Source organism: Nocardioides zeae (assembly GCF_030818655.1).
Lineage (GTDB): Bacteria > Actinomycetota > Actinomycetes > Propionibacteriales > Nocardioidaceae > Nocardioides > Nocardioides zeae_A.
Map to the genome: position 1 here is coordinate 3,335,849 of NZ_JAUTAN010000001.1, position 26,332 is coordinate 3,362,180.

The 26,332-nt window shown below is 74.5% G+C and carries 23 protein-coding genes; 3 read left to right on the forward strand and 20 right to left on the reverse strand.

The genetic code is table 11. The features are described 5' to 3' along the window. Nucleotides 1–5: 5 nt before the first annotated feature. Together QE405_RS15825 and QE405_RS15830 are read left to right on the forward strand one after the other, a co-directional pair. Nucleotides 6–941, forward strand: a complete 936-nt coding sequence (locus tag QE405_RS15825; RefSeq protein ID WP_307202464.1) for a hypothetical protein — start codon at nt 6–8, stop codon at nt 939–941. Further along, nucleotides 938–2,371 (forward strand): hypothetical protein, encoded by a 1,434-nt coding sequence (locus QE405_RS15830; RefSeq protein WP_307202465.1) that lies wholly within the window; start codon nt 938–940, stop codon nt 2,369–2,371. The genes QE405_RS15825 and QE405_RS15830 overlap by 4 nt, the downstream gene beginning before the upstream one ends. 91 nt (nt 2,372–2,462) lie before the next feature. On the opposite strand, the gene QE405_RS15835 is transcribed toward QE405_RS15830, so the two are convergent. The 14 genes from QE405_RS15835 to QE405_RS15900 all read right to left on the reverse strand — a co-directional run bounded on the left by QE405_RS15835 (nt 2,463) and on the right by QE405_RS15900 (nt 18,458). Next, entirely contained in the window at nt 2,463–3,953 is a 1,491-nt protein-coding gene (locus QE405_RS15835) for a VWA domain-containing protein (RefSeq protein ID WP_307202468.1), read from the reverse strand. Between the two features lie 5 nt (nt 3,954–3,958). Continuing rightward, entirely contained in the window at nt 3,959–4,834 is an 876-nt protein-coding gene (locus QE405_RS15840; protein ID WP_444939687.1) for an AAA family ATPase, read from the reverse strand. A 76-nt stretch (nt 4,835–4,910) separates the two neighbouring features. After that, the gene (locus QE405_RS15845) at nt 4,911–5,171 is read right to left on the reverse strand and encodes a GlsB/YeaQ/YmgE family stress response membrane protein (RefSeq protein ID WP_307202471.1); all 261 of its coding nucleotides are present in this window, start codon (nt 5,169–5,171) and stop codon (nt 4,911–4,913) included. 40 nt (nt 5,172–5,211) lie between these two features. Further along, nucleotides 5,212–6,135 (reverse strand): cation diffusion facilitator family transporter, encoded by a 924-nt coding sequence (locus QE405_RS15850; protein WP_307202473.1) that lies wholly within the window; start codon nt 6,133–6,135, stop codon nt 5,212–5,214. 93 nt (nt 6,136–6,228) lie between these two features. After that, a complete protein-coding gene (locus QE405_RS15855; protein ID WP_307202475.1) occupies nt 6,229–7,245 on the reverse strand; it encodes a glutathione S-transferase family protein in 1,017 nt (338 codons plus the stop codon). Between the two features lie 34 nt (nt 7,246–7,279). Beyond that, entirely contained in the window at nt 7,280–8,158 is an 879-nt protein-coding gene (locus QE405_RS15860; RefSeq protein ID WP_307202477.1) for a hypothetical protein, read from the reverse strand. Nucleotides 8,159–8,160: 2 nt separating this feature from the next. Next, nucleotides 8,161–9,141 (reverse strand): zinc-binding metallopeptidase family protein, encoded by a 981-nt coding sequence (locus QE405_RS15865; RefSeq protein WP_307202478.1) that lies wholly within the window; start codon nt 9,139–9,141, stop codon nt 8,161–8,163. 59 nt (nt 9,142–9,200) lie between these two features. Beyond that, the gene (locus QE405_RS15870) at nt 9,201–10,145 is read right to left on the reverse strand and encodes a DUF2510 domain-containing protein (RefSeq protein ID WP_307202480.1); all 945 of its coding nucleotides are present in this window, start codon (nt 10,143–10,145) and stop codon (nt 9,201–9,203) included. Between the two features lie 37 nt (nt 10,146–10,182). Next, the gene (locus QE405_RS15875; protein ID WP_307202482.1) at nt 10,183–11,445 is read right to left on the reverse strand and encodes a DUF2510 domain-containing protein; all 1,263 of its coding nucleotides are present in this window, start codon (nt 11,443–11,445) and stop codon (nt 10,183–10,185) included. A gap of 117 nt (nt 11,446–11,562) precedes the next feature. Then, the gene (locus QE405_RS15880) at nt 11,563–12,465 is read right to left on the reverse strand and encodes a transglutaminase family protein (RefSeq protein WP_307202485.1); all 903 of its coding nucleotides are present in this window, start codon (nt 12,463–12,465) and stop codon (nt 11,563–11,565) included. Next, on the reverse strand, nt 12,462–15,053 hold the full coding sequence (locus QE405_RS15885; RefSeq protein WP_307202487.1) for a circularly permuted type 2 ATP-grasp protein: 2,592 nt from the start codon (nt 15,051–15,053) through the stop codon (nt 12,462–12,464). The genes QE405_RS15880 and QE405_RS15885 overlap by 4 nt, the downstream gene beginning before the upstream one ends. Before the next feature lie 37 nt (nt 15,054–15,090). After that, a complete protein-coding gene (locus QE405_RS15890) occupies nt 15,091–15,624 on the reverse strand; it encodes a hypothetical protein (RefSeq protein WP_307202489.1) in 534 nt (177 codons plus the stop codon). A gap of 83 nt (nt 15,625–15,707) precedes the next feature. Beyond that, complete coding sequence (locus tag QE405_RS15895; RefSeq protein ID WP_307202491.1) at nt 15,708–16,292, reverse strand: hypothetical protein; 585 nt, start codon at nt 16,290–16,292, stop codon at nt 15,708–15,710. A 429-nt stretch (nt 16,293–16,721) separates the two neighbouring features. After that, nucleotides 16,722–18,458 (reverse strand): PEP-utilizing enzyme, encoded by a 1,737-nt coding sequence (locus tag QE405_RS15900; protein ID WP_307202492.1) that lies wholly within the window; start codon nt 18,456–18,458, stop codon nt 16,722–16,724. A 208-nt stretch (nt 18,459–18,666) separates the two neighbouring features. Between QE405_RS15900 and surE the strand changes: the two genes are divergently transcribed. Continuing rightward, nucleotides 18,667–19,473, forward strand: a complete 807-nt coding sequence (gene surE / locus QE405_RS15905) for a 5'/3'-nucleotidase SurE (RefSeq protein WP_307202494.1) — start codon at nt 18,667–18,669, stop codon at nt 19,471–19,473. Between the two features lie 56 nt (nt 19,474–19,529). On the opposite strand, the gene QE405_RS15910 is transcribed toward surE, so the two are convergent. The 6 genes from QE405_RS15910 to QE405_RS15935 are packed head-to-tail and all read right to left on the reverse strand — an operon-like array spanning nt 19,530 to nt 26,214. Further along, nucleotides 19,530–20,573: a ferredoxin--NADP reductase gene (locus QE405_RS15910; protein WP_307202496.1), complete on the reverse strand. Its 1,044-nt coding sequence runs from the start codon at nt 20,571–20,573 to the stop codon at nt 19,530–19,532. Beyond that, entirely contained in the window at nt 20,570–21,274 is a 705-nt protein-coding gene (locus tag QE405_RS15915; RefSeq protein WP_307202498.1) for a TetR/AcrR family transcriptional regulator, read from the reverse strand. Before QE405_RS15915 ends, QE405_RS15910 begins: the two co-directional genes overlap by 4 nt. Continuing rightward, nucleotides 21,271–22,737, reverse strand: a complete 1,467-nt coding sequence (locus QE405_RS15920; RefSeq protein ID WP_307202500.1) for a pyruvate, phosphate dikinase — start codon at nt 22,735–22,737, stop codon at nt 21,271–21,273. Before QE405_RS15920 ends, QE405_RS15915 begins: the two co-directional genes overlap by 4 nt. Beyond that, complete coding sequence (locus QE405_RS15925; protein WP_307202501.1) at nt 22,734–23,570, reverse strand: SDR family oxidoreductase; 837 nt, start codon at nt 23,568–23,570, stop codon at nt 22,734–22,736. Before QE405_RS15925 ends, QE405_RS15920 begins: the two co-directional genes overlap by 4 nt. After that, entirely contained in the window at nt 23,567–25,021 is a 1,455-nt protein-coding gene (locus QE405_RS15930; protein WP_307202503.1) for an aldehyde dehydrogenase family protein, read from the reverse strand. The genes QE405_RS15925 and QE405_RS15930 overlap by 4 nt, the downstream gene beginning before the upstream one ends. Further along, nucleotides 25,018–26,214, reverse strand: coding sequence for a cytochrome P450 (locus tag QE405_RS15935; RefSeq protein WP_307202506.1), 1,197 nt, complete (start codon nt 26,212–26,214; stop codon nt 25,018–25,020). Before QE405_RS15935 ends, QE405_RS15930 begins: the two co-directional genes overlap by 4 nt. Nucleotides 26,215–26,332 lie beyond the last annotated feature (118 nt).

Sequence of the window (26,332 nt, forward strand, 5' to 3'; positions counted from 1 at the left end):
CACCCATGACGACGATCGATCTCGGCGTTCCGACTCCCACCCCCACCCACCTCTTCGACCGGCTCCCCCGACGGGTCGCGCTCACGCTCCCCGAGCTCCGGTTCTGCGCCCAGCGCGCCGGTGGCGCTCCCCTTCCCTTCGTGGACGCTGCTCCGGCCGACGGTGCTGCCCCCGACGCCCTCGCCGACCGCCTCGGCGTGCGACCGGCGGACGACGACGCGACGGCCTACGCGGAGGCGGTCGCCTCGCTGGGCGACCCGTCCGTGTCGCTGACCCGCCGCGGCCTGCTGACCGACGCCGGCGTCGACGCCGGGATCGTCGGCGCCATCGGCCTGCTGGCCACGCCCCGGATCGGGGTCGACATCGACGTGGTCGTCGCGGGCGGGGCCCGCGCCAAGGCCTGGCACCGCCAGGCCGACGGCGCCGTCGCCACCCTCGCCACCGCCGACGGGCTCGTGTTCGAGCTCGCGTGGTTCGACAGCGAGACCTGGTCGGACGAGCTGCGACGGGTCGCGGCCGTGCCCGAGGACGTGCCGCTGGCGCCGTCGTCGGTGCCGGAGTCCGTCGACCTGCCCTACGAGCTGGTGGACGCCGTGGGCGAGGCGCTCCGCAGCAACCGCGCCGACGTGCTCCCGGCGCTCGTGGCCCAGCACTCCGGAGAGGTGCGGGACGCGAGCGGCCGCGTGCTGCCCGACGGCGAGGTCCTCACCGTCGTGCGCGCCCTCCACGACGAGACCCAGGGTCGCGTCCGCGCCATGGTGGCGGACGTCGGGGCGGGGAGCACCACGGTGGGCATCGTCTCGTGGGTGCTGCTCGCCGACGGCTGGCACGGCCTGCGCCCCCACCGCGACGGGGACCAGCACCGCGTCGAGGTGCACCGGGTGGAGCCCGGCGACTTCCCGACGGCGCTCGCCCCGGTCCTCGCGGAGGTGGCGGGATGACGACGCGACCAGCCGATCCCGCACGACCGGACGACGCGGAGGGACCGGTGGAGCAGGTGGACCAGGTGGAGCAGGAGGACCAGGTGACGAACGACCCGACCGACGGCGGGACCAGCGCGACGGCCCGGTCGGCGGCACAGCAGGACACCTACGAGCAGATGCTCGCCCTCGCCGACCTCTTCGACGCCACGGGGGACGACCTCCGGGCGCGGGCCCGCCTCGGCGAGGCGATCCTCGCCGACGACGACGTCACGGCCTCCGCCCCGCTCTCGCCCCGCACCTGGGAGGACGCCGAGGCGGAGATCCGGTCCGCCACGCTCGGCAAGCACGGGCTGCTCAACCGCTCGCTGGAGCTCGACGCGGACGCGCTCGCCGTGCGCGCCACGGTGCTCACCTACCGCTGGATCGACGAGCTGCAGGACGTCGCCTACCGCACGCTCGGCTCCGTCGCCGGGCGGGCGATCGGCTACCTGGCGCCCGAGGTCGCGCTGGGCGGGGCGATCGTGTCGGCCGGGCTGATCGAGACCGACGCCCTGGAGCGGGACGGGCTGGCGGCGTACCTCGGCGAGCTCGCCGAGCAGAACCCCGACCTGCTCGACCACGTGACCAGCGGTGGCGGGGGGCTCGTCGAGAGCCTCCAGCTGCGCTCGCTGCTCACGGCGAGCTACCTGGCCGGCGAGCGCGGCGCGGCCGCCGGGCGGGCCGGGCTGGAGTCGGTCGGGGCCACCTCCTTCACGTCGGACGCCGGCGCGGCCTTCCGCGACATCGCGGTCGGACTCGTCGACGAGGACCCGGAGGACACGGCCGCGGACGCGAGCGCGGCGACCGTCGACGACCTCCGCGCTCCCCGGTCGATCGAGGAGCTCATGAGCGCGCTGGCGGCCACCACCCGTCGCGTGCAGGTGCAGCGGGTCGGCTCCGACCGCTACATCGCCTACCTGCCGGGCCCCGAGGCGCACACCCCGGCGCGCCTGCGGCTCGTCGGCGGGGACCACGGGGCGTACGGCGCGGAGGTCGTCGCCGCCGTCGAGCAGGCCGTCGGTGACACGACGGGCGCACGGGTCATGCTCGTCGGCTCCGCCCAGGGTGGTCTCGCGGCCGCGGAGGTCGCCGCCGAGGCGTCCTCCGACAAGTTCACGATCGAGCAGGTCGTCACGGCCGGCGCGCCCTCCTCGCAGGTCACCCGGGTCCCGGAGCCGATCCGCGTCCTCTCGCTGGAGGACCGGGGCGACCCGGTCGCCCTCCTCGGCTCGCTCATCAACCAGGGCGTCGGCAACCGGGTGACCGTCGTCTTCGACGGCGACGACGCGCGCCGGGCGGACGGGCAGGACCTGTACGTCGCGGGCGGACGCGCCGCCGACGCCTCGAGCCACCCGGCGCTGCGGGCGGAGATCGACCGCCTCACGGAGCTGGGCTACCTCGCGGGCTGACCGCCCCACCCCTCTCGGGGGTCGTGGTGCCAGGCCGACGGAAACCGGTGGCCTGGCACCACGACCGTCAGTGCGGGGAGGCGCGAGGCGCTCAGAGCACCTTCTGCACGAACTCCTCGAGCTGGGCCAGGTTGCGGCACTCGACCATCGGCACGACCGCGCCGTAGCGGGAGGCCGCCGAGTCACCCGTGTCCCAGTTGCGCGGGTGCTCGGGGTTGAGCCACCAGGCGGCGCGGATCCCGTGCGTCATCGCGCGGAGGTCGTCGAGGGCGAGGTCGGAGTAGTTGCTGCGGGCGTCGCCCAGCACCAGCAGGGACGACGCGGGGCCGAGCGCGTCGCCGTACTCCTGCCGGAAGGTGCGCAGCGCGGAGCCGTAGCTGGTGCGCCCCACGAGCGCCGCGTGCTGGATGCTGGCCGCGAGCTCCTCCATGACCTCGACGGGGTCGCGCCCCGGCCGCAGGACGCTCGTCACCTCGGTCGTGCGGTCGACGAAGGTGAAGGCGCGCATGCGGCCGAAGTGCTCCCGCAGGGCGTAGGTCAGCAGGAGCGTGAACTGGGCGAAGTGCGCCACCGAGCCGCTGACGTCGCACAGCACGACCAGGTCGGTGCGGTGGGGTCGCTTCGGCCGGTGCCGCGTGGTGATCGGGACGCCGCCCGTCGACATCGACGTCCGGACCGTGCGACGGAAGTCGAGGGGGCCACGACCCTGGGCGCTGCGCTGCTTGGCGAGCCGGGTCGCCAGCCGCCGGGCGAGCGGGCCGATCTGGCGACGCATCTCCTCGAGGTCGTCGCGCCGGGCCGCCGTGAACGCGACCCGGTCGATGCTGGGCCGCACGGCGACCTCCGCGACGTACGCGGGCGACTTGCGCTCCGCGATCCGACGGCGGGCGTCGTCCTCCACCAGCCGCGTGAACCGGCCGATGCCCCGGGCCGCGCGTCGCTCGGCGACGAGCCGCGCCGCGGGGTCCATGGCCGCGGAGTCAGCGTCGCCGAGGAGACCCGCCGCCAGCCGGTCGGCCAGCTCGCCGGGGGCGAGGCGGCGGAGGGTCTGGTAGGCGGAGTACGCCGTCTGGCCCGGTTGCCGGCCGGGCATCGCGCCGAACCGGCCGACGGCCTCGGCCGCGAGGCGCTCCAAGGCGGCGGACGGGGCGCCGTCGGCGGGGTCCGCCTCACTGGCGGGCGTCCCCCCGCCGTCGGTCCGCAGCTCCGCCTCGAGGCCGGCGGCCAACCGGTCGCGGAACGCCGCGATCGCCTCGGCGTTGTCGCGGGCGGGGTTCGTCGCCCGCCCGGCGGCCGGGTCCTCGGTGTCAGGGTCGAGGGTCGGGAGGCCCTCCCCGACGAGGTGGGGGAAGTAGAGGTCGAAGAGCGCGTCGAACGTCGGGCGCTGGGCGGGGCGCTTGACGAGGGTCGCGGCGTACCCGGCCCGGATGGCCGCGCGGTCCGCCCAGTCGAGCGCCCGCCACGCCTCGACCGCGTCGAGGCCCTCCGACAGCGACACGGGCAGCCCCGCGCCGCGCAGCGCCTCGACGAAGGCGATGTGGCGGTCGACGAGACCGCTGGTGGGGGCGACGCCGTCGGCCACCGCGCTCAGCCCCTCAGCTTGAGCTCGCGCACCGCCCGGTCCTGGTCGGTCGCGTGCTTGAGCACCGCGCCGAGCGTGGCCGTGATGGCCGCCTGGTCGAGCTCGCGCACCTCGAGCGCCACGAGCGTGCGGGCCCAGTCGATGGACTCCGCGATCGAGGGCGCCTTCTTCAGCTCGAGCTCGCGCAGCCGCACCACGGTCTCCACGAGCCGGCGCGCCACCGCGTCGTCGAGCTCGGGCACCTGCGCGGTGACGATCTCGCGCTCGCGCTCCGCGTCGGGGTAGTCGAGGTGGAGGTAGAGACAGCGGCGCTTGAGCGCCTCCGACAGCTCCCGGGCCGCGTTGGAGGTGAGCACCACGAACGGCCGGCGGGTCGCCGCCACCGTGCCCAGCTCCGGGATCGTCACCTGGAAGTCGCTGAGCACCTCGAGCAGCAGGCCCTCCACCTCGACGTCGGTCTTGTCGACCTCGTCGATGAGCAGCACCGTCGGCTGCTCGCGGCGGATCGCCGTGAGCAGCGGCCGCGTCAGCAGGAACTCCTCGGTGAAGATGTCGTCGTGCGTGGCGTCCCAGCCCTGCGTGGGGCCGTTCTCGCCGCGGGCGGCCTGGATGCGGAGCAGCTGCTTGGAGTAGTTCCACTCGTAGAGCGCCCGCGCCTCGTCGAGGCCCTCGTAGCACTGCAGGCGCACGAGCTCGGCGCCCGTGGACCGCGCCACCGCCTTCGCCAGCTCGGTCTTGCCGACGCCCGCCGGGCCCTCGATGAGCAGCGGCTTCTCGAGCCGCCCGGCCAGGAAGGCGGTCGTGGCCGTGGCGACGTCCGCCAGGTAGCCCGCGCCGGCGAGCCGGCCCGTCACGTCGTCGGGCGAGGAGAACCAGGTCATGCGCCCCATAGTGGCACCGACCCTGACAGCGGGGCTGTCAGGGTCGGTGTGGGGGGAAGAGGAGAGGCGAGCGGGGTCAGGCGACGCGCTTCCGGCCGGTGACCAGGTTGAAGATGACGAGCGCGATGATCGCGCCGATGATGGAGCCGATCAGGCCGGAGGCGCTGAACGTCATCGGGCCGTCGCCGATGAGCGACGCGAGCGTGCCTCCGACGAAGGAACCGATGAGCCCCAGGACCAGCGTTCCGATGATCCCCATGCTGTCGTCGCCGGGGACGACAGCGCGTGCGATGAACCCGGCGATGAGGCCGATGACGAGGAAGATGATGAGACCCATCTGTTCAACCTAGCGCGGTGGTCCAGTCCACCCAACCGTGCTAGTGCGCCTCGCCGAGGTCCTCGTGCGCGCGGTGCGACTCGGGCTCGATCTGGAAGGTCGCGTGGCGCACCTCGAAGTGCTCCGCCACGCAGCTGCTGACCCGGTCCAGCATGCCGCCGACACCGTGGGCCGCCAGTGCCTCCTCCGTCACCGTGACGTGCGCGGACATCGACGGCAGCCCCGAGGTGATGGTCCACGCGTGGAGGTCGTGGACGTCCACCACGCCGTCCATCCGGCGGAGGTGCGCGGTCACCTCGGCGAGGTCCAGGCCGTCGGGCGCGACCTCGAACAGCACCCGGAGCGCGTCGCGCGCGAGCGTGAACGCCCGCGGCAGGATCATCACCGCGATGAGCAGCGAGGCGATCGGGTCGGCCCGCTGAAAGCCGGTCAGCAGGATGACGAGGCCGGCGACGATCGCGAACACCGACCCGAGGAGGTCGGCCATCACCTCCATGAGCGCGCCGCGCAGGTTGAGCGAGCCGGTGTCGGAGCGGCTCAGCACGGCCATCGAGACCCCGTTGGCGACGAGGCCGGTGAGCGCGAACAGCACCATCGGCCCGGCGTCCACCTCCCCGGGGTCCGCGAGGCGGGAGGCGCCGGCGACCAGGAGCACCGCGCCCACGGCGAGCAGCACCACGGCGTTCGCCAGCGCGGCGAGCACCTCGGCGCGGTGGTACCCGAACGTCGTGCGCTCCCCCGCCGGCCGCGCCGCGACGTACGACGCGCCCAGCGCCAGCAGCACGCCGCCGGCGTCCATCGCCATGTGGGCGGAGTCCGCGAGCAGCGCGAGCGAGCCCGTGACGACGCCGCCGACCGCCTGGAGCACGAGGATCGAGCCGGTGACGGCCAGGACGATCTTCAGCCGCCGCCGGTCCGCTGCCCGGCCTGCTCCGTGTCCCCCGTGACCGTGCCCGTGTCCCATCGCTGCTCCTGATCTCGTCGTCCGTGTCAGGTCGCGACCGTACCCCCCGGGGGTATCTTGCGGCTGGTTCTCATTCGCCCCGTACGGCGCGGGTCAGCGCGCGAAGGCCGGGGTGGGGCCCAGCGCCTCGCGGCCGTGCGGCTCGAACCAGTTCCCGAGGTCGGGTCCCTTCGGCACGACCTGCGTGGGGTTGATGTCGCTGTGCACCACGTAGTAGTGCTGCTTGATCTGCTCGAAGTCCGTGTTCTCGCCGAAGCCCGGCATCGCGAAGAGGTCGCGGGCGTAGGCCCACAGCGCCGGCATCTCGCTCAGCTTCTGGCGGTTGCACTTGAAGTGGCCGTGGTAGACGGGGTCGAAGCGCGCCAGCGTCGTGAAGAGCCGCACGTCGGCCTCCGTCAGACGGTCACCCATGAGGAACCGGCGGTCGGTGAGCCGCTCCTCCAGCCAGTCCAGCGCCGTCCAGAGGCGGTCGTACGCCGCGTCGTACGTCTCCTGCGATCCCGCGAAGCCGCAGCGGTAGACGCCGTTGTTGACCTCGGTGAAGACCCGCTTGTTGACCTCGTCCATCTCGGCGCGCAGGTCGTCGGGCCACAGGTCGGGGGCGTCCTCGCGGTGGTGGTCACGCCACTCGGAGAAGAAGTCGTGGGTGATCCACGGGAAGTCGTTGGTGACGACCTTCCCCGTCTCCACCTCGACCATCGCCGGCACCGTGATGCCGCGCGGGTAGTCGGGGATGCGCGCGAAGTACGCCTCCTGCAGACGCTCGATGCCCAGCACCGGGTCGCGGCCGCCCTCGTCGAGGTCGAAGGTCCACGAGCGCGGGTCGTGGGTGGGCCCGGGCGTGCCGAGCGAGATGGCGTCCTCGAGGCCGAGCAGCTGCCGCACGATGATGGCGCGGGTCGCCCACGGGCAGGCCTTCGCCGCGACGAGGCGGTAGCGCCCCGGCTCGGCCGGCCACAGCGGCACGTCGGTCGGGCCGTGCTCCGGTCGTCGCGGCTCGCCCGTGGCGGGGTCGACGGCGGTGATGCGGTCCGGGATGTAGTTCATGTCCCGGTCGAAGCCCTTGCCCTTGGCCACGTAGCCGGGCTTCTCGTCGGTCTCGGCGCTCATGCGCCCAGCCTAGAGAGCGGGCCCAGCCGGCCGGCTAGACGGGCGGCGGCAGCGTCCGAGGCCGCCGACGGGCGGCCCGACCCGTCACGACGAGGGCCACGATGGATCCCACGAACGCCAGCAGGGCGACGACGATGACGATCCAGGCCCGGTCGCGCAGGCTGTCGAGCAGCGCGTCGATGACGGCGGTGGCCAGCGCCCGGTCCTCGCCGCGCACCTGGAGACCCGCGATCTCCGAGCCCGCGGCGACGGCGACGAGCAGCAGGCCGGTGGTGATGACCGTGCCGAGGGCCCCGACGAGGAGTGCCGTGAGGCGCGAGCGCCCGGCCGGGACGGCGATCGCACCGACGAGCAGCACGAGCGCGAGGACCGGTAGCCAGGTGCCGGCGGCGACGAGGCCCTGGTAGGCGCCCTGCGCGTCCTCGAGCCGCTGCGGCGGGGCGGTGCGGAACGTGAGCGAGCCCTCGGGACGGTCGGCGACGGGCAGGCCCTCCGCGCGCATCCGCTCGGCGGCCAGGTTGTAGAGGTCGGCCAGCGAGATCTCGACGTCGCCGTCGGCCGCCGCGGCGTCACCCCGCAGGATCGTGACGATCTGCTCGTGCGCCGTGCGGTTCGCCTCCTCCCACACCGTGGGGAAGTCGTCGCTGTCGAGCACCTGGTCGACGACCGCGCCGATCACGTCGGAGGCACCGGGGACCTCGCCGACCTGCAGCTGGGCCGTGAGCACGCGGGTCAGCTGCTCGCCGACCTCGCGCCGCACGACGGGGTCGTCGGACAGCCCGCCCACGTTCGCGACGTACGCGTCCGTGTCGTCCACCTGGGTCTTCGCCCAGGAGGCGGCGACCGCCAGGGGCGCGGTCACGGCGAAGGCGAGCGCGAGCAGCACCCCGACCGCGGTCCGGAAGCCTCGCACCGTCACACCCCGCTTCCCGCGCCCTGCAGCGCCAGGGAGGCCACGAACTCCAGCTTGTCGAGCACCGGCTCCGGGATGACGAACGGGTAGAGGTCGCCCTTGCCCATCGACCGGTTGATCTGGTTGAGCGCCACGCTCAGCGGCACCCACACCCCCAGCACGAGGTCGCGGAAGGAGGAGAACGCGGACGGGTCGATCGTGATCAGGCCCTGGGTCGCCGCCGTGTCCACCGTGTCGGAGATGTGCAGGTAGTGCGCGAACGTCTCCGCGAAGTCCTCGAAGGGGTGCATGGTGGCGTACGTCGTGATGTAGCGCTCCTCCCAGCCCTCCGGAGGCCCCTCGCTGTAGTGCCGGTCGATCTCCGCCTGGTAGTCGGCGGTCTCGTCGCCGAAGAGCTCCCGGCACCGCTCGAGGCGCTCGCCCTCCGTGACCAGCGTGTACTGCAGGTAATGGCCCACCTCGTGCCGCAGGTGTCCGAGCATCGTGCGGTAGGGCTCGCCCAGCTCGACGCGCACCCGCTCGCGGCGGGCGTCGTCGCTCTCGGCGAGGTCGATGGTGATGACCCCGTCGGCGTGGCCGATGACGACGTTCTCCTCGACGCTGCTCAGCATGTCGAAGCAGAGGCCGCCGACCGGGTCCTCGTCACGACCGACCACCGGCAGGCCGAGCGAGTCGAGCTCCACCACGAGGTGGCGCTTGGCCGACTCGGCCGCCGGGAGCTGGGCCAGGCCGACCGCGTCGCCGTCCGCCGGCCGGGTGCGGGTCAGCGCGCACGCCTCGCAGGAGCCGCCCCGGGTGGAGGTCACCCAGGTGCACCCCGAGAGGCGGAGGTTCGCGCAGACCCACCACTCGCCACCGTGGTGGTCGACGTAGCGCCCCTCGTCGTCGACGGGCACGATGGCCCGCTCCGCCCGCGAGAACCCCAGCCGGGTGTCGCACGCGACGCACCGGGAGTTGCCGAAGAAGAGCTCGTTCTCACACACACGACAACGGAAGGACCTCACGACCCGGAATCCTCACACGGAGGACCAACCCGTCCCGCTCAGGACTCCCGCAGCGGGATCACGTCGCTGTCGACGCGCCACTCGCCGTCCTCGTCCACGAGGTCCCACGTGGTCGAGGAGTCGCCGAACTCGCCCGTGTAGTCGACCTCCGCCGTGCCCGAGTCGCCGGACACGTCGACGCTGGTGACGGTCACGCCGTCCCACTGCTTCGAGGCCGTCGCCGCGGTGCCCAGCTCCGCGCAGTCGGTGACGTCGTAGTAGGTGAAGTTGAGGTCCTGCACCTCCGCGGAGTTGAGCTCGCAGACGGTCTCCCAGTCGTCGTCGTCGACCGCCGTGGCGAAGGACTCCGCGACCGACTCGGCGTCCGAGGAGTCGGCGTCGCCGCCGTCGTCGGAGCCCTGCGACTCGTCGTCGGTCGGACCGTCGGACCCCTGCGACTCGTCGTCGCTCGGGTCGTCCGAGCTGTCCGAGCTGTCCGAGCTGTCCGAGCCGCCGTCGGCCGTGGGGTCGTCGGACTGCGAGCTGCCGTCCGCGGTGTCGTTGTCGTTGTCGTCGTCGTCGCCGCCCCAGACCAGGAAGCCCACGACGAGCGCCGCGATCAGCACCACGGCGAGGACACCGCCGATGATCGCGAACAGCTTGCCCTTGCCGCCGCCGCTACCGCTGCCGGGGGTGCCGGGGTCCCAGCCGCCCTGCTGGCCGAAGCCCTGCTGGTAGGGCGCGGTGCCGCCGTAGCCGGGCTGCTGGCCGAAGCCACCGGGCTGCGCGCCGTACCCGCCCTGCTGGCCGTAGCCCTGGCCGTAGCCCTGGCCGTAGCCCTGCTGCGGGTCGGACCCGGGGGCACCCTGGCCGTAGGGCGTGCCGACGGCGGTGGCGCCGTCGTCCGGGAGCGTCTGCTCCGTCCACCGCTGGCCGTCCCACCACCGCATGGTGCCCGAACCGTCGTCGTACCAGCCGGGCTCCGTCACACCGTCGTCGGTCATGCGCACATCCTCTCTCCTGCGGGGCGTTCTGTCGCGATCAGCTGGGGATCAGGTCGGTGTCGAGCCGCCACTCGCCGGACTCGACGACGAGCGTGACCTCCTGCTGCCCCGGCGCGCCCGCGCTCGAGGTGTGGGCCAGCGTGGCGGTCGCGGTGTCGCCCTCGCCGGCCGCCTCCGGGACCTCGAGCGAGCGCACCGCCACCTCGGCCCAGTTGCGGTCGCCCGCCGCGTCGGCGACACCGGCGCAGTCCTCGACGTCGAAGAACGAGAAGTTGTAGAGCTGCATGCCCTGCGAGCTGTTGTCGCAGATGGTCTCCCAGTCGTTGCCCTGGGCCGCGGCCGCGATCTCCGCGAGCAGCGCCGAGGCCGCCTCCTCGGTGGCCTCGGGAGCGCCCGCGGCGTCAGGGCTCGCGGCGGCCGTCGGCTCCTCGGACGGCTCGGCCGGCTCCTCCGCGCCCTCGTCGGAGCTGCCGTCGTCGCTCGACCCGGAGTCGTCGCTCGAGCCGCCGTCGGCGTCGTACGTCGCGTCGACGCCCTCGACCCGCCACTCGTCGCCCTCGCGGACCAGGTCGAGCACGATCTCGTCGTCGTTCTCGGCGTCGATCTCGGGGTTGTCGCCGTCGTACTCGTAGGTGCCCGGCACCCGCACCTTGACCTCGTCGTCGACCTCGGGGTCGCCCTCGACCACCTCGACGTCGCCCGGGACGAACCGGCCGTTGTCGCTCAGGTCGTCGCGCAGCTCGTCGATGTCGGCGTAGTCGCCGAACACGTCGCTCCCTCCGTCGCCGAGCAGCTCGTCGTAGGCGGCGGACGCCGCGTCGTCGAAGTCGTCGCAGTCGGTCGCGTCGCTGGCGTCGAAGTCACCGTAGAGGTCGTCGCGCCCGTCGGTGGACGTCAGCTCGCACATGGTGCGGAAGTCGAGGGTCGCGTACGCCGCGGTGTAGTCCACGGCGACGTCCTCGGGGCCCTCGGCCGACGTCTCGTCGTCACGCCGCGGGTCGTCGTCACTGTCGCGGAACCAGACGAAGTACGACGCGACGCCGCCCCCGATGAGCACGAGCGCCACCAGGGCCGCCACCAGGGCGATCAACCCGCCGCGCTTCTTCTTCGGGGGCTGACCCGGCTGGCCCCACTGACCGGGCTGACCCGGCTGGCCCCATTGACCGGGCTGCCCCGGCTGACCGAACTGACCGGGCGGTGCCTGCGCCGGACGCGACTGGTCCGTCCACTGCTGGCCGTCCCACCAGCGCTCGCCGCCCGCACCGTCGGGGTACCACCCCGGTCCCGCCTGCCCGCTCATCACGTCCCCTCCCGGTCACGGAACCCCCCGCGACGCCGAGCAGGTCTTCCACGCTGCGCGACGTCCGAAACGGTCGTGGCCCCAGCGCCCCGGAAAACGCCCCGGAGGGGCCACGACTCAGGGGAGCGGCGCCACGTCGACCGCGACCTCCAGCCGCGACGAGGACGCCTCGGTGTAGATGACGCCCTTGAGCGGCGTGACGTCCGCGTAGTCCCGTCCCCAGGCCACGGTCACGTAGCGGTCGTCCGCCCAGGTGTCGTTGGTCGGGTCCACCGCGAGCCACGTGCCAGGGCCGCGTCCGCCCTCGGCGTCCGGCAGGCCCGGCACCCAGACGGCGCTCCACGCGTGGCTGGCGTCGGCCCCCACGAGCCGCTCCCGGCCCGGCGGCGGCGTGGTCGCCAGGTAGCCCGACACGTAGCGCACCGCCAGCCCGTGGGACCGCAGCCCCGCGAGCGTCAGGTGGGCGAAGTCCTGGCAGACGCCGGCGCGCTCCGCCATCAGGTCCGCGACCGTGCTGCTCACCGTCGTCGCCGCCGGGTCGTAGGCGAAGTCCGCGTGGATGCGTCGCACGAGGTCGGTGACCGCCTCGCCGACGGGGCGGCCGGGGGTGAGCGAGGCCGCGACGTACGCGTGCACCTCCGGTCCCTGGTCGGCGAGGGACGAGGGCAGGGCGTACTCCCACGCCTCCCACGCGTCGGGGCTCTCGGGGCGGCTCCCCGGCCGGGCGTCCTCCCAGGGCTGCGCGAGCACCGCCGCGTCGTACGTCGGGGTGACGACGTCGACGACGCTCTCGGCGTACACGTCGAGCTCGCGGTGGCGCGTGACGACCTGGAAGTACGACGCCGTGTTGCCGTGCACGTCGACGTCGTCGCGCACCTCCGTCGCGGGCGTCACCTGCAGCGAGCGCTCGCGCACCTGCTGGAACGGCAGCTCGCGCGGCGTCAGGTAGGCGATGCCGAGGCTGTTCGTGACGTCGTCGTCGTAGGTGTAGGTGGTGCGGTGCCAGACCCGGTACCTCACGGGGCGTCCTCCCCCAGCGAGCCCTGGTGGCGCGACAGCCGGGACACCAGCTGGCCGAACGAGCGGGGGCCCGGGCCGGCGGCGAGGTGCAGGCCCGCGACGGCGTCGGAGAGCTGGGCGACGTCGGCGACGAGCTGCGCGAGGAACCCCCGCAGGTAGGGCCGGTGCGCACCCCCGATCGCGACGAGCGCCCGGACGTCGACCGTGGTGACCCGCTCGACGAGCTCCTCGAGCAGGCGCTCCGGGCGGGTCGAGCCCGTCGACCCGGGCATCGCCGCGAGGTGGCCGCGCAGCTCGTCGAGGCAGAAGGCCACCGAGCGCGGGTTGTGGGGGTCGAGCAGCAGCAGCTCGAGGACGCTGTCGACCTTGACGTAGCCGCGGTGCCGCCGGCGGTGGGTCACCACCGACTCCGTCGCGCCGAGCACGACGTTGAGCACCCGCCGGTCGGTGTCGAGCCCGCGCCGCTCGACCGTCGCGGCGGCGAGCAGCAGCGCGACCTGCTGGGCGCGCTCGAGGGTGCGGCCGGCGCCGGCCATGTGCCAGCCCGGGTCGCGCACCATGTTGGCCGTGACGCCGGTGAGGGCGAGCATGCCGTCGAGCATCCGGCCGCTCGCCTCCTCCACGCGGTGGCTGTGGGGCGAGGCCGTCAGCGCCGCGGCGGCGCGGTCCAGCGCCGCGAACGCCCGCCAGGTGTCCGCCGAGAGCTGGTCCCGCACGCCCCCGGCGCAGGCCCGCAGCGCCGCGAGCGACTGCGCGACGCTGCCCTCCCGGGTCGGGTCGAGCAGCACGGCGTGGAACTCGGCGTCGAGGGGCGCCCCGAACGCCTCCGCCCGCGCGGCCTCAGGGCCGGCGAGGCCGACGAAGGACGCGGCGTACGGCGCGGTGGCCGGCAGCGGGCACAGCCGGTGGATCGCCGACCAGGCGACGGCGAGGCTCGCGCCGCCGGACGACCACGGCCGGGAGCGGTAGTCCTCGGCCAGCGCGTGCGCGGTGAGCACGAGGCGCAGGAGGTCCTCGGCCCGCTCGCGGTAGCGACCGAACCAGAAGAGGTCGTCGAGCACGCGCGGTCCGCTGGCCGCGCCCGGCACCGCGTAGGACAGCTGCAGCTGGTGGGCCAGGTGCTGGTCGGGCTCGGCCGCGTCCTTCTTGAGGACCCACACGTCCTTCGACACCCACGGCGACGTCCGCCCGCCGTCGTGACGCTCGCGCACCGTGGCGAGCCCGCCGACGAGCGGGCGGTAGGACGAGCCGTACCAGAGCGAGAACGTCCGCAGCGACATCGGACCGGGGGCGATCCGGCCGGTCGGCGGCCCGTACGACGCCCGCTCGCGCCCGAAGGTCGGCGCCTGCGAGAGCGCGATGGGCTGCTGGCCCACGTGGGCGTGGGGCTCGGCGAGGATCCGGGCGCGCAGGGTGTCGCGGTCGCCCTCGACACGGCTGCCGTCGATGCGCCGCACCTCGAGCTCGTCGAGCCGGTCGAGGACCGTACGGCGCTGCTCCGCCTCCCCGCACCACCAGGTGGGCACCGCGTCGAGGCGCAGGTCCTCGCCCAGGAGGTGCTGGGCGACCGCCGGGAGGTAGGGCAGCAGGCCCGGGTTCTCGAGCACGCCGGACCCGAGGCCGTTGACGACGCGGACCGTGCCGCGGCGTACCGCCTCGGAGAGGCCGGCCACCCCCAGGCGCGAGTCGCCGCGCAGCTCCAGCGGGTCGCTGAACGCGGCGTCGACGCGCCGCAGGATGACGTGCACCGGCTCGAGGTGCTCGAAGACCCGCATCCAGACGGCACCGTCGCGGACCGTCAGGTCGCTGCCCTGCACCAGCGGAAAGCCGAGGGTGCTCGCCAGGAAGGCCTGGTCGTAGGCCGTCTCCGAGTGGGGGCCCGGCGAGAGCACGACGACGCGCGGGTCGGCGGGGTCGCCGGGCGCCGCCTGGAGCAGCGACGTGCGCAGCGCGTGGAAGAACGGCGCCATCCGGTGCAGCGTGGCCTGGCGGTAGAGCTCGGGCAGCACGCGGGAGACGACCCGGCGGTTCTCCATGGCGTAGCCCATGCCCGACGGGGCCTGCGCCCGGTCGGCGAGCACGCGCCACTCACCGGCGGCCGTGCGCCCCAGGTCCGTCGCCGAGAGCAGGAGGGGCCGCGGGTCCGCGTTCGAGGCGCGGGCGACGACGCGCGCGTAGCCCGGGTGCCCCAGCACGAGGGGGGCGGGGAGCACGCCGGAGCGCAGCAGCGTGCGGGGACCGTAGAGGTCGGCCAGGACCGCGTTGAGCAGCTCGGCGCGCTGGGTCAGCCCCACCTCGAGGGTGGACCACTCGTCGGGCTCGATGACGAGGGGCACCGGGTCGAGCCGCCACGGCTCCGGACGCTCACCCGGCAGGGCGTAGGTGACCCCGTCGTCGGCGAGCGTCCGCTGGATCTCCTCGTCGACGCGGGCGAGGTCACCCGCGGTGAGCCGGAACGCGGCCTCCGCCAGCGGACGCCACGCGGGACGGAGGGTGCCGTCGGGGGCGACGAGCTCGTCGTACCGGTCGGGGGCCTCCCCCAGCCGCGGCTGGGCCAGCGCCGCGGTGTAGTCGTCGAGGACGGTCACCGGGACACCCTGACACGGCGGGCGCCTCGCCGGTGGGTCAGGAGGCCTCGGTCACGGAGTAGGAGACCACCGAGCCGCCACCGACGGGGTCCTCGATGACGGAGACGGCGACCTCCCAGTCGTCGCCCGTGAAGCTGCCGATCAGCACCTCGCCGAGGTCCTGCGACGTCGTCTCCTCGTAGCCGTCGGCCTCGAGCAGGCCCGCGGCCTCGTCGTACGCCTCCTGCGGCGCGCCGTCGCTCTGGAGCGCCGCGGTGTAGACGCCCGTCTGCTCGGCGCCGACCTGCACCTCGCCCTCGACGAGCGGGACGTCGTCGGGGAAGCCGTCGGGGAGCTCGTCGTCGAAGCCCAGCTCCTCGAGGTCGTCGAGGTCGCCGGTCGGCACGTCGGACGGGTCGGTGTCGGCGTCGGTCCCGGTGCCGGGCTCGCCGGAGTCGCTGGAGTCGCTGGAGTCGCTGGACCCGGCGTCGTCCGATCCGCCGTCGTCGTCGCTGCACCCGGCGAGCAGCGCGGCGCCGAGCACGGCGGTGACGGGGAGCAGGGCGAGACGACGCACGTGGAGGCTCTTCATGGCCGGGTTCCTATCGGGCAGCGGTGAACGGGTCGCGAACGACGGGGGCCCAGTCCACCACGGGGTCGTCCGCGGGCGCTCCCTCAGGTCAGCGCCGGCGCGACGACGAACGCGGCGCGGGTCGGGTACTCGGTGTCGTCCGCCGAGTGCCCCGTCACGTCCGCCACCGACACGCCCACGACGGCGTCGTCCGCCGCGCGGGTGAAGACCCGCATCTCCGTCATGCCCTCGGGGTCGACGGGCGCGGCCTCGGTGAAGCCGGCGCCGACGAGCCGGTCCTCGATCACCGTGGCGTTGTCGTCGGCGGACCCGGGCAGGCGCTGCAACACGTACCACCCGAACTCGTCGCTGCCGAACGACGCGACGTCGGGCAGCGCCACGTCGTCCGCGAGCACGCCGTCGGGCAGCTCGGGGAGCTGCCCCACGCGGTCCAGCGCGGTCTCGTCGAGCTCGGGCAGCGCGTCGACGACGGCCTGGATCCGCTCGCCCGAGGTGGCCCCGGGCGCCGGGAGGGTCGGCTCGACCGTGGGCTCGGCCGCCACGTCCTGGCTGGCCTCGGCCGCCGGGTCGGCCTCGTCGCCGCTGCAGCCCACCAACAGGCCGGCGCCGAGCACCGCCCCGACGAGGGCGGCGGTCACGCGGGCGGTCGGACGCGGCGTACGGCGCATGCCCGCGATCGTCGCAGCCGATGCTGAGGGGTTGCTGGGAGGGGGCGGCCCCTGCGGGACGCGAGCCGGGGCGGCGGGGCGGGTCGGGTCGGGTCGGGTCGGGGGAAGGAAAACGCCCGGCTGCGGGGGGAGGGGACGAGGAAAGTGCGCGGGTCCCGTCGGAGGGGCGAGAAGAGTGCGGGACACGACCGCGCGACACGCCGCGAGGACCGCGGTCCCGTCCGCGTTTTCCTTCGGCGGCTCGAGAGCCCCTCCGGGCCGGTCCGCGTTTTCTTTTTCCGGCTCGGGAGCCCGTCCGCGTTTTCTTCTCCGCGAGGGCCCGCCGCCACGACCGCCAGCCCGGTCCGCGTGGTCCGCCCTCCCCCGTGACGGGGGCGAGGGGGAGCGGCCGCGCGGGCCGGGCTGGTGGGATCGGGGGGGTACCGCGGGTCAGCCGAGGACGGTGACCGTCCCCGTCGCGCCGTCGACCTCGATCTCGGCGCCGTCGGGGATGCGGCTCGTGGCGCTCGTGGCGGACACGACGCAGGGGATGCCCAGCTCCCGGGACACGATCGCCGCGTGGCTGAACGGCGCCCCGACGTCGACGACGACGGCGCCGGCCGCCATGAACAGCGGCGTCCAGGACGGGTCCGTGATGGGAGCGACGAGGATCTCGCCGGGCTCGAGGGCCGACGGGTCGTCGGGCGTCAGGAGCACGCGGGCGCGGCCCCGGGCGACGCCGGTGCAGCCCGAGACGCCGGTGATGGAGCCGCCCGCGACGAGCACGTCGCCCGCGGCCGCGTCCCGCCGCTCCCACGTCTCGACGGGCGGCGGGTCGCCGGCCACCACGAAGGGCGGCACGAGGTCGAAGAGCGCCAGGTAGGACGCCTCGCGCTCGCGCACCGTCCCCGTGAGAGACGACGGGTCGGCCAGGTAGGCGTCGAGCTCCTGCTCGAACAGCATGAAGACCTGCTGCGCGTTGTCGAGAGCGCCCGCGGCCACGCCGCGACGGCCGAGCTCGAGCGCGGCGAGGCGCTGCTCGTGCATGAGCATCGCGGCGGTGGTGCGGCCACGCTCGCGACCCCGCAGCCACAGGGCGGCGGCGCCGTACGCCGCCTCGAACTGGGCGAGGCCCTCCTCCGATCCCGCGAGGGCGGCGCGCAGCTCGGTGGCCGCGGCCTCGCGCTCGGCGGCACGGGCCTCGGCCTTGACGGCCGGGTCCTCGCCCTCGTCGACGCGGCGCATGCGGTCGATCGTCGACAGCACCATGTCGGGCTTGACGCCCCACGTCAGCGCGCGGATCTCCCACTCGGCAGGTCCGCGGAAGTCCCAGTCGGCGAGGAACTGCCGGAGGTCGGCGACGAACGCCTGCACCTCGGCGTCCCCGCTCGCGACGAGGCGGTCGTGGAGACCCTCGGTGCCGGCGTCGAACAGCGCGGCGACGGGACCGGTCGAGGCCGCCCGGCCCAGGCGCCAGATGCCCTTCGACGGACCGGTCGAGTCGACGTCGCCGATGCCGCTCACGAGGGTGAGGGCCAGCTCGGGACGGCCGACCGCGGCGGCCACCTGTGCCATGGCTCCCAGGCCGACGCCCGACTTGAGGCTGGCCTCGATGTGGTGCTGGAAGAGCCGGCGGGCGAGCGCGTCGAAGGACGTCAGCCGACGGCGCAGCTCCTCGTCGGTCGCCGCGGAGAGGTCGGGCCGCTGCGCGCGGATGGCGTCGACCTCGGCCCGGTCCGCGTCGTACGCCGCGAGGTCGGTCGCCCCCAGCACCTCGCCCATCAGCCAGGCTCCCGCCTTGGCCTCGAAGGCGGCGTCCTCGTCGAAGTCGCGGCGCTCGCTCTCGTAGGACGGGATACCCGGCATGTCGCCGAAGTACTGCAGGTCGACGGCCTCCGCGGACATGCCCGGTACGCGCACGCCGAAGAGGCGCATGAGCGACATGTTGATGTAGAGGTAGCTGCCGAACGCCGGGAGGATCGCCTTCTCGACCGACGCGTCGTAGAGGTCGTGGTCCCAGACGCCGCACGCGACGAAGGCGTCGCGCCACCCCGGCTCCAGGTTGTGCTGGAAGCCCGCGGAGGCGTTCAGGGGGCTGATCGGGTCGGGGAAGATCTCGCCGACGTTGGCGCGCGAGTAGAGCGGGAACAGCTTCGACGTGGCGTCGTCGATCGGCCAGTCAGTCATGCGAGATCTCCTCGGTCAGGAAGGTCCGTGGCGTCGTTTGCGACGCTGCATTCACATCATGTTGTGAGGCCGGTCACCTGTCAATAGGCCGACATCGACTCGGAAATCGCGGCCGCAAGGCCCCCTTCGGGGATCACGCCGCGAACAACTGGACGAATGTGCGACGGATCCGTCACAATCGCAGTTCCACTGCGAGAGGCGGTCACGCGTGCGCATCCTGGTCACCAACGACGACGGCATCGAGGCACCCGGCCTCACCGCCGCCGCCCGCGCCCTGGTCGACGCCGGTCACGACGTCGTCGTCGGCGCCCCGACCCGTGACTTCTCCGGCTCCGGGTCCGGGCTCGGTCCGATCGACGACGGCTCCGTCGTCGGGTGGCGCGGGCACCGCCTGCCGGGCATCGACTGCGCGGCGTACGCCATCGACGCGCCACCGTCCTTCGCCGTGCTCGCTTTCTGCTCCCGGCTCTTCGGGCCGCCGCCGGACCTCGTGGTCGCCGGCATCAACGACGGCTACAACACCGGGCGCCTCGTGCTCGCCTCGAGCACCGTCGGCGCCGCCCTCACCGCCGCGACCGTCGGGGTCGGGAGCATCGCCGTCAGCACCGCCGAGGCGCCCCACCACCGCTACGACACCGCCGCCGCCGTGCTCGTCGCCGTCGTGCGCCAGGTCGTGCAGCAGGGCCGGCGCGGCACCTGCCTCAACGTGAACGTGCCCGCCCTCGACGTCGCCGACCTCGCCGGCGTCGAGGTCGGCGGCCTGGCGCGCCGCGGCCTCATGGGCCTGGGCCTCGAGCGGGGCGACGACGTCATCACGCTGCGTCGCTACACGAACGACCGGGGGATCGACGGAGGCACCGACGCAGCTCTCGTCGGGGCGGGGTACGTCGCGGTCACGGCCCTCACCGGCGTCACGCAGGCCGACCACGGGCCGGCGGGCGACACGTCGGTCATCGCCGTCGTCGACGCCGCCCGCGCGCAGCTCCGCGCCCACGCCGGCACGAGCCCGGTCTAGCACGTCCGCCCCCCTCCCGGGAGGTCCCGGGAAGGGGGCGGCGGGAGGGTCGGGGATCAGTCGAACTCGACGACCACCCGCGCACCGACGGGCCGGGACTGGCAGCCGAGCACGTAGCCGTCCTCGATGTCCTCCTCGGCCAGCGCCTCCGTCGAGTCCTGCACGACCTCGCCGTCGACGACGGTGCACATGCAGGAGCCGCAGGTGCCCTCGCGGCAGGAGTACGGCGCCTCGACGCCGTTCGCCAGCATGACGTCGACGAGCGTCTCGGAGCGGCCCCACCGCAGCAGGTGGGTGCGGCCGTCCAGCGTGACCTCGAGCTCGGCGGCGTCGTCGTCGCTCGCGGACTCCGCCACGGCCAGCACGAACGGGTCGCCCACGAGCGAGTGGAAGTCCTCCTGGTGGACGGCCCGCGGCGCGGCCCCGCAGGCAACCGCCGCCTGCTGCGCCACGGCCATGAAGGGCGCCGGACCGCAGAGGTACCACGGCTGCTCGCCGGTCGGGCCGGCCAACGCGGACAGGCCGTCCACGGTCGGCAGGCCCCGCTCGCTCTCGAGCCAGTGCCGCACCTCGAGCCGCTCCGGGTGCGCGGCCACGAGGGCGTCGAGCACGTCGGCGAAGATCACCGACTCCGGGTCCCGGTTGGCGTAGAGCAGCGTCAGCCGCCCGCCGGGTGCCGCGAGCGCCGCCCGGACGATGGAGAGCATCGGCGTGATCCCGCTGCCGGCCGCGGCGAGCACCATCGGCGCCGCGAGGTCGTGGGGGACGAACGTGCCGGCGGGCGGCAGCACCCGCAGCGTGGCGCCGGGGCGCACCTGCTCGCAGAGCCACCCGCTGGCGTAGCCGTCGGGCGTCCGCTTCACGGTGACGGTCGGTGCGTCGCCGGGCGCGCTGCTCAGCGAGTAGCAGCGCGCGACGCGGCCCGTGCGCTCGCTCGGCACGGCGAGGGTGAGGAACTGGCCCGGACGGTGCACGAACCGCTCGGCCAGGTCGGCCGGCACGTCGAAGGTGAGGGACACCGCGTCCGCGGTCTCCCGCACGACCTCGCGCACGGCGAGCTCGTGGCCCAGCAGCACCGGGTCGAGGGACGTCGCGGTCACCGGTCCTCCTCCGCCCGCGGCAGCAGCCGGTACCAGGACTCGCCGAGGCTGCGCCCCAGCTCGTCGATGCGCTCGCGCCGCGGCGTCGAGGCGGGCAGGCCGACGTGCACGTAGGCGAGCTGCTCCGTGAGGCAGCCGAGCGCCTCGGCCAGCAGGTCGAGGTCCTCGCCGGCCCGGAGGTGGCCGTTGTCGGTGAGGCGCTGCAGCCACCGCCGGGTGCGCGCCACGAAGTCGCCCCGCAGCCGCAGCCACAGCTGGAGGAACCCGTCGTTGGCGCTGGCCGCCGCGGCCTCGCGCAGGAGGCGCAGGGTGTGCCGGTAGCGGGCGTAGCTGTGCAGGTAGCTGGTGTTGCTCTCGACGAGGCTCTCGAGCTCGAAGCTGTGCCCCGTACGGCGGGTGGGCACCACCGCGAGGGCCTCCAGCCCCGGCCGGAGCGCGGCCAGGAAGACGTCGTCCAGCGACGTGAAGTGACGGTAGAAGTTGCCCTGCGCCGTGCCGGCCCGGTGGACGATGTCGGAGACGCGGGTGCGGGTGTAGCCGTACTCCGTGAAGCACTCGATGGCCGCGGTCACGATGCGCTCACGGGTCTGCTCCCCCCGCTTGTTGGGCCGCTTGGCCGACGGCTCACCGTCGCGCAGGCCGACGTCGTCGTAGAGCCCGCCGATCATGTCGCTGACGTCAATCACCTCGGGGTCGCTCACAGCTCCTCCGCCCAACGCTCGAGGGTGGCGACGTGCAGGTTCCCCGCCGTCGTCGGTCCGTCGCTCCCGGTCGCGTCCGCGCCCGTCACGTCGCCGCGGTGCACGGTGCCGGCGGCACCGTCGACCGTCACGAGCGTGCCGGGCGTCGCGGTCAGGGCGTCGACGACGCCCTCGCCCGCACCGACGACGCACGGCAGGCCGATCTCGCGGCAGACCAGCGCCGCGTGGGAGGTGCTGCCGCCCAGCTCGGTGACGACGGCCACGGCCTCGAACATGAGGGGCACGTCCTCCGGCACGGTGGCCGGACGCACGAGCACGAAGGGCGTGCCGGCGGCCGACAGCTCGAGGGCCTGGGTCTCGTCGCTCACCGCGACGCCCACGGCGACCCCGGGACCGGCGGACAGGCCGGTGGCGAGCACCTCGGTGCCCGCGCCCACGGAGCCCTGCGCCGCGGCGGCGGCCCGCTGGTCGGCACCGACCCGGGCCACGGCCTCGGCCCTCGTGATGAGGCCCTCCTCGGCCAGGTCGACGGCAATGCGGGCCGCGGCGACGGCGGACCGCTTGCCGGCCCGGCTCTGCAGCACGTAGAGCCGGCCGCTCTCGATCGTGAACTCGACGTCGACCAGGTCGCGGTGCTCGCGCTCGAGGAGCGTGGCCACCTCGGCCAGCTCGGCGTGGAGCTCCGGCGACCGGGTGCCGAGGGTCGCCAGGGGCTGGGGCGTGGCCGCGCCCGAGACCACGTCCTCACCCTGGGCGCGCGGCAGCCACTCGCCGTACAGGGTGGGGGCGCCGGTGCCCGGGTCACGGCTGAAGAGCACGCCCGTGGCGGAGTCGTCGTCGCGGTTGCCGAACACCATGGCCTGCACGGTCACGGCCGTGCCGCCGCCCGCGCCGAGGCCGTGGCGCTGCCGGTAGGCGCGCACCCGGTCGTTGGCCCAGGAGTCGAAGACGGCCCCGATCGCGGCGCGGAGCTGCTCCCAGGGGTCGTCCGGCGGCAGTGCCTCGGCGTCGTCGAGCACGATCTCGCCGAAGGAGGCGCGGAACCGGCGCCACGTGTCGTCGGCCCACTCCGCATCGCCGGTGCTCGCGGCGAGCGCGTCGGCCAGGTCGCGGGTGAGGCCGAGGTTGAGCACGGTGTCCATCATGCCCGGCATGCTCTGCGCCGCGCCCGAGCGCACCGACACGAGCAGCGGCTCCGGTCCGGCGCCGAACGTGCGGCCCGTCGCCTCCTCCAGCGCCCGGACGCCGGCGACGACCTGGGGCCAGACGCGGTCGGGGAGCCGGCCGCCGGCGGCGTGGTACTCCTGGCAGACCCGCGTCGTCACCGCGAAGGCGGGGGGGACCCGCAGGCCGAGGGCCCGCATCGCGTTGACGCTGCAGGCCTTGCCGCCGAGCAGCTCACGGTCGCCGGGCTCCGCGCCGTCGAGGGTGACGATGTCGGCCGCGGTCATCAGGTCGGTCATGACGGGTCCTTCCGGTCGGACGTGGTGGGGGCGGCGGGGGCGGCGGCCCCGGCGGGGCCGGCCCGGTGGGCGGCGGCGACCCGCGCCGCGAGCAGGCCTCCCTCGACGGGGACGTCGACGCCGTTGAGCCAGGTGGCCGAGCGCCCGAGGGCGAAGACCACGACGGCGGCGATCTCCTCGGGCCGCCCGTGGCGGCCGACGACACCCGCCGCCCGGGCGATCGCGTCGACCCCCATGGAGGCGCGGAAGTCCTCGAGGATGGGCGTCTCGATGGGTCCCGGACTGACGGTCAGGGCGCGGCGGCCGGCCGGTAGCAGGTCGGCCGCCAGCAGCTGGGTCGCGAGGTTGAGCGCGGCCTTCGACGTGTCGTAGGCGGCCGGACCACCCAGCCCGTGCACCGCCAGCCACGCCGCGACGCCGTCGGCGTCGGTGACGGCGAGCAGGTCGCGGAGCGCGTCGGGCGGCACGGCGCTGCGGTGCGCCGCCACCGACGACACGTTGACGACCGCCCCGCCGGGCTCGATCCGGTCGACCAGGCCGGCGGCCAGCCGGCGCGGCCCGAGCAGGTTGACGGCCAGCACCGTCGCCGGCGGGCACGTGCCGGGGACACCCGCCACGTTGGCGAGACCCGCCACCTCGTCGGGGAGCGCCGCCAGCGCGGCGTCCACCGAGACGGGGTCGGCGAGGTCGACGGCCACCGGGGTGACGCCGTCGAGCGACACCGGACCCCGGTCGAGCGCGACGACGCCGTGGCCTGCGGCCAGCAGCCCGGCCGCCACCTCGCGGCCGATGCCGGAGGCGGCGCCCGTGACGACGTACGGTGCGGCGCTCATGCCATCACCGCCGTCAGCTCGGTCATCTCGAGCAGGCCGTGGGTGCCGAGCTCCCGACCCCAGCCCGAGTCGCCGGAGCCGCCGAAGGGCACGGCGGGCCGCTCGCGGGTGCGCACGCCGTCGACCTTCACCTGGCCCGCGCGGATCTCCGCCGCCACGGCCAGGGCCGTGGCCCGCGCGTCGTCGGTGCCGGCCGACCACACCTCGGCCGAGAGGCCGTACCGGGTGTCGTTGGCCAGGCTGATCGCGTGGTCGAGGTCGTCGTAGCCCTGGAGCACGAGGACCGGCCCGAAGATCTCCTGCTGCACGGCCGCGGCGTCCGCCGGGAGGTCGGCGAGGACGACCGGGTCGACGAACCAGCCGTGCCCGACGACCTCGCTCGGCCGACCGGTGCCGGTGACGAGGCGGCCCCCGTCGGCCAGCGCACCGGCGACATGGCCGAGCACGCGGTCGCGGTGGGCGCGGGTGACGAGCGGGCCCTGTCGCGTGGCGGGGTCGGCCGGGTCACCGAGCACGAACCGGTCGACCTCGGCGCGCACGAGCTCCTCGACCTCACCGAGCACGCCGGCCGGGAAGAGCAGCCGCGTGGTCGCGTTGCACGCCTGGCCCGAGTTGACGAGGCCGCTGGCGAGCACGGCGGGGACCACCCGCTCGAGGTCGGCGTCCGGCAGCACGAGGGCCGGGGACTTGCCGCCCAGCTCGAGCGTGGCGGGCGTCAGGGTGGCGGCCCCGGCGGCGGCCACCTGACGACCCGCGGCGACGCTGCCCGTGAAGGTGAGCCGGTCGAGACCGGGGTGCTGCGTGAGCGCGGCGCCCGTGACGGGGCCGGTGCCCTGCACCACCTGCAGGAGGTCGGCCGGGGCACCGTGCACCGCGGCCGCCTCGGCGACCAGCAGGGCGAGCCGCACGGCGTCGTACGGCGTCTGCTCCGACGGCTTGAGGACGACGGCGCAGCCCGCGCCGAGCGCGGCGGCCACCTTCGCGACGATCTGGTGCACCGGCATGTTCCACGGCGTGATCGCGCCGACGACACCCGCGCCGCGGCGGTGCAGCACCGCCCCGTCCGAGGGCTGCACCCACGCCAGCGTGCGGGTGAGCGCGGCCGTCGAGCGCAGCACGCGGGTCGGCAGGTCGACCTGCGTGGCCGCGGCCAGCCAGAGCGGCATGCCCATCTCGGTGCTGACCGTGGTCGCGACGGCGTCACCGTCGCGCTCCAGCAGGTCGGCGAGCGTCTCGAGCAGCTCGGCGCGTGCGGCCGGGGCCACCCGGGTCCACCGCTCGTGGGCGGCGCGGGCTCGGCGCACCGCCTCGTCGACCAGGGCGGCACCGGCCTCGCGGCTCGCCCCCACGACCTCCTCGGTGAACGGGGAGACGACGTCGTGACGGTCACCGCCCTCCGCGCGCTCCTCACCTCCGAGCACGTGGCCCGCGAGCGCGGGCAACGCGCTCACGCCTGCTCCAGGCGGACCGGCAGCGTCTTGATGCCGCGGAAGAAGTTGCTGCGCAGGCGCCGGGCGTCGCCCGTCACCTCCAGGCGGAGGCCGCGCTCCACGAGGCGGGTGAAGAAGAGGCGCGCCTCGAGCCGGGCCAGGTTGGCGCCGAGGCAGGCGTGCTCGCCCCACCCGAAGCCCAGGTGCTCGTTGGGGTGCCGGTCGATGCGGAACTCCTCGGGGCGCTCGAAGGCGCGCGGGTCGCGGTTGGCCGAGCAGAACCACATGACGACCTTCTCGCCGGCGCGCACGGTGCGGTCGTGCAGCTCGACGTCACGCGTGGCCGTGCGCCGCATGGAGAGCACCGGGCTGACCCAGCGCACCATCTCCTCGACGCCCACCCGGACGGCCGCGGGATGGGCACGCAGGTGGTCCCAGGCGGCGGGGTTCTCGTGGAGGGCCAGGACACCACCGGACAACAGGTTCCGGGTGGTCTCGTTGCCGGCCACCATGAGGATCAGGTAGTAGGCGTCGAGGTAGCCGCGGCTGAGCGGCACCCCGTCGAGCTCCGCGGCGGTGAGGGCGCTGACGAGGTCGTCGGCGGGGCAGGCCCGCCGCTGCTCCTCGAGGGCCCGGAAGTAGGTGAAGACCTCGTCGCGCGCCCGCACGGCGGTCTCGGGGCCCTCCGAGTAGTCCGGGTCCTCCGACGCCATCTGGTTGGTCCACCGCAGCAGGTGGGGGCAGTCCTCGAGCGGGGCGCCCAGGAGCCGCCCGATCATGACGAGGGGCAGCTGGGCGGAGATCTTCTGGACGAGGTCGAACTCACCGGTGCCGACGTGCTCGTCGAGCAGGTCGTCGATCACCTGGGTGATGTCGGGCTCGAGCTTCTTGACCTTGGCCGCCCGCACCTCGGAGGCCGCGAGCTTGCGGAGCGGCCCGTGGTCGGGCGGGTCCACGTGGTGGATGCTGCGGGCACCCGACCCCTCGGCGCGGCGGTCGGCGATCTGGGTGCCCTCGGTGACCGTGAAGGTCGCGTGGTCGGCGGCGACGCGCTTGACGTCGTCGTACCGCGTCACCGACCAGAAGCCGCGGCCGTCGGGCTCGTCGTTCCAGTGCACCGGACGCTCGTCGCGCAGCCGGGCGAAGACCTCCTCGTCGCGCCCGAGCTCGAACGGGTGGAGACTCATGAGGTCGAGGTCGTCGACGGAGGTCATGCGAGGGCTCCTCGGTACGCGTCGTTTGTGACTTTCGAGTCGCACCATAACCCACGTCACACCGCGCGGGAAGTCCGGTCCACAGTGGCGCTCGGACTGCTTCCCGCGCTAGCGTCTC

Excerpts from the sequence above, each read along its gene's own strand:
- QE405_RS15850 (WP_307202473.1), bottom strand. The coding sequence starts at position 6,135 with ATGGGACACGGGCACGGTCACGGGGGACACGGAGCAGGCCGGGCAGCG.
- QE405_RS15855 (WP_307202475.1), bottom strand. The coding sequence starts at position 7,245 with ATGAGCGCCGAGACCGACGAGAAGCCCGGCTACGTGGCCAAGGGCAAG.
- QE405_RS15870 (WP_307202480.1), bottom strand. The coding sequence starts at position 10,145 with ATGACCGACGACGGTGTGACGGAGCCCGGCTGGTACGACGACGGTTCG.
- QE405_RS15875 (WP_307202482.1), bottom strand. The coding sequence starts at position 11,445 with ATGAGCGGGCAGGCGGGACCGGGGTGGTACCCCGACGGTGCGGGCGGC.
- QE405_RS15825 (WP_307202464.1), top strand. The coding sequence starts at position 6 with ATGACGACGATCGATCTCGGCGTTCCGACTCCCACCCCCACCCACCTC.
- QE405_RS15830 (WP_307202465.1), top strand. The coding sequence starts at position 938 with ATGACGACGCGACCAGCCGATCCCGCACGACCGGACGACGCGGAGGGA.
- QE405_RS15935 (WP_307202506.1), bottom strand. The coding sequence starts at position 26,214 with ATGACCTCCGTCGACGACCTCGACCTCATGAGTCTCCACCCGTTCGAG.
- QE405_RS15890 (WP_307202489.1), bottom strand. The coding sequence starts at position 15,624 with ATGAAGAGCCTCCACGTGCGTCGTCTCGCCCTGCTCCCCGTCACCGCC.
- QE405_RS15840 (WP_444939687.1), bottom strand. The coding sequence starts at position 4,834 with ATGACCTGGTTCTCCTCGCCCGACGACGTGACGGGCCGGCTCGCCGGC.
- QE405_RS15920 (WP_307202500.1), bottom strand. The coding sequence starts at position 22,737 with ATGACCGACCTGATGACCGCGGCCGACATCGTCACCCTCGACGGCGCG.
- QE405_RS15845 (WP_307202471.1), bottom strand. The coding sequence starts at position 5,171 with ATGGGTCTCATCATCTTCCTCGTCATCGGCCTCATCGCCGGGTTCATC.
- QE405_RS15895 (WP_307202491.1), bottom strand. The coding sequence starts at position 16,292 with ATGCGCCGTACGCCGCGTCCGACCGCCCGCGTGACCGCCGCCCTCGTC.
- QE405_RS15900 (WP_307202492.1), bottom strand. The coding sequence starts at position 18,458 with ATGACTGACTGGCCGATCGACGACGCCACGTCGAAGCTGTTCCCGCTC.
- QE405_RS15925 (WP_307202501.1), bottom strand. The coding sequence starts at position 23,570 with ATGAGCGCCGCACCGTACGTCGTCACGGGCGCCGCCTCCGGCATCGGC.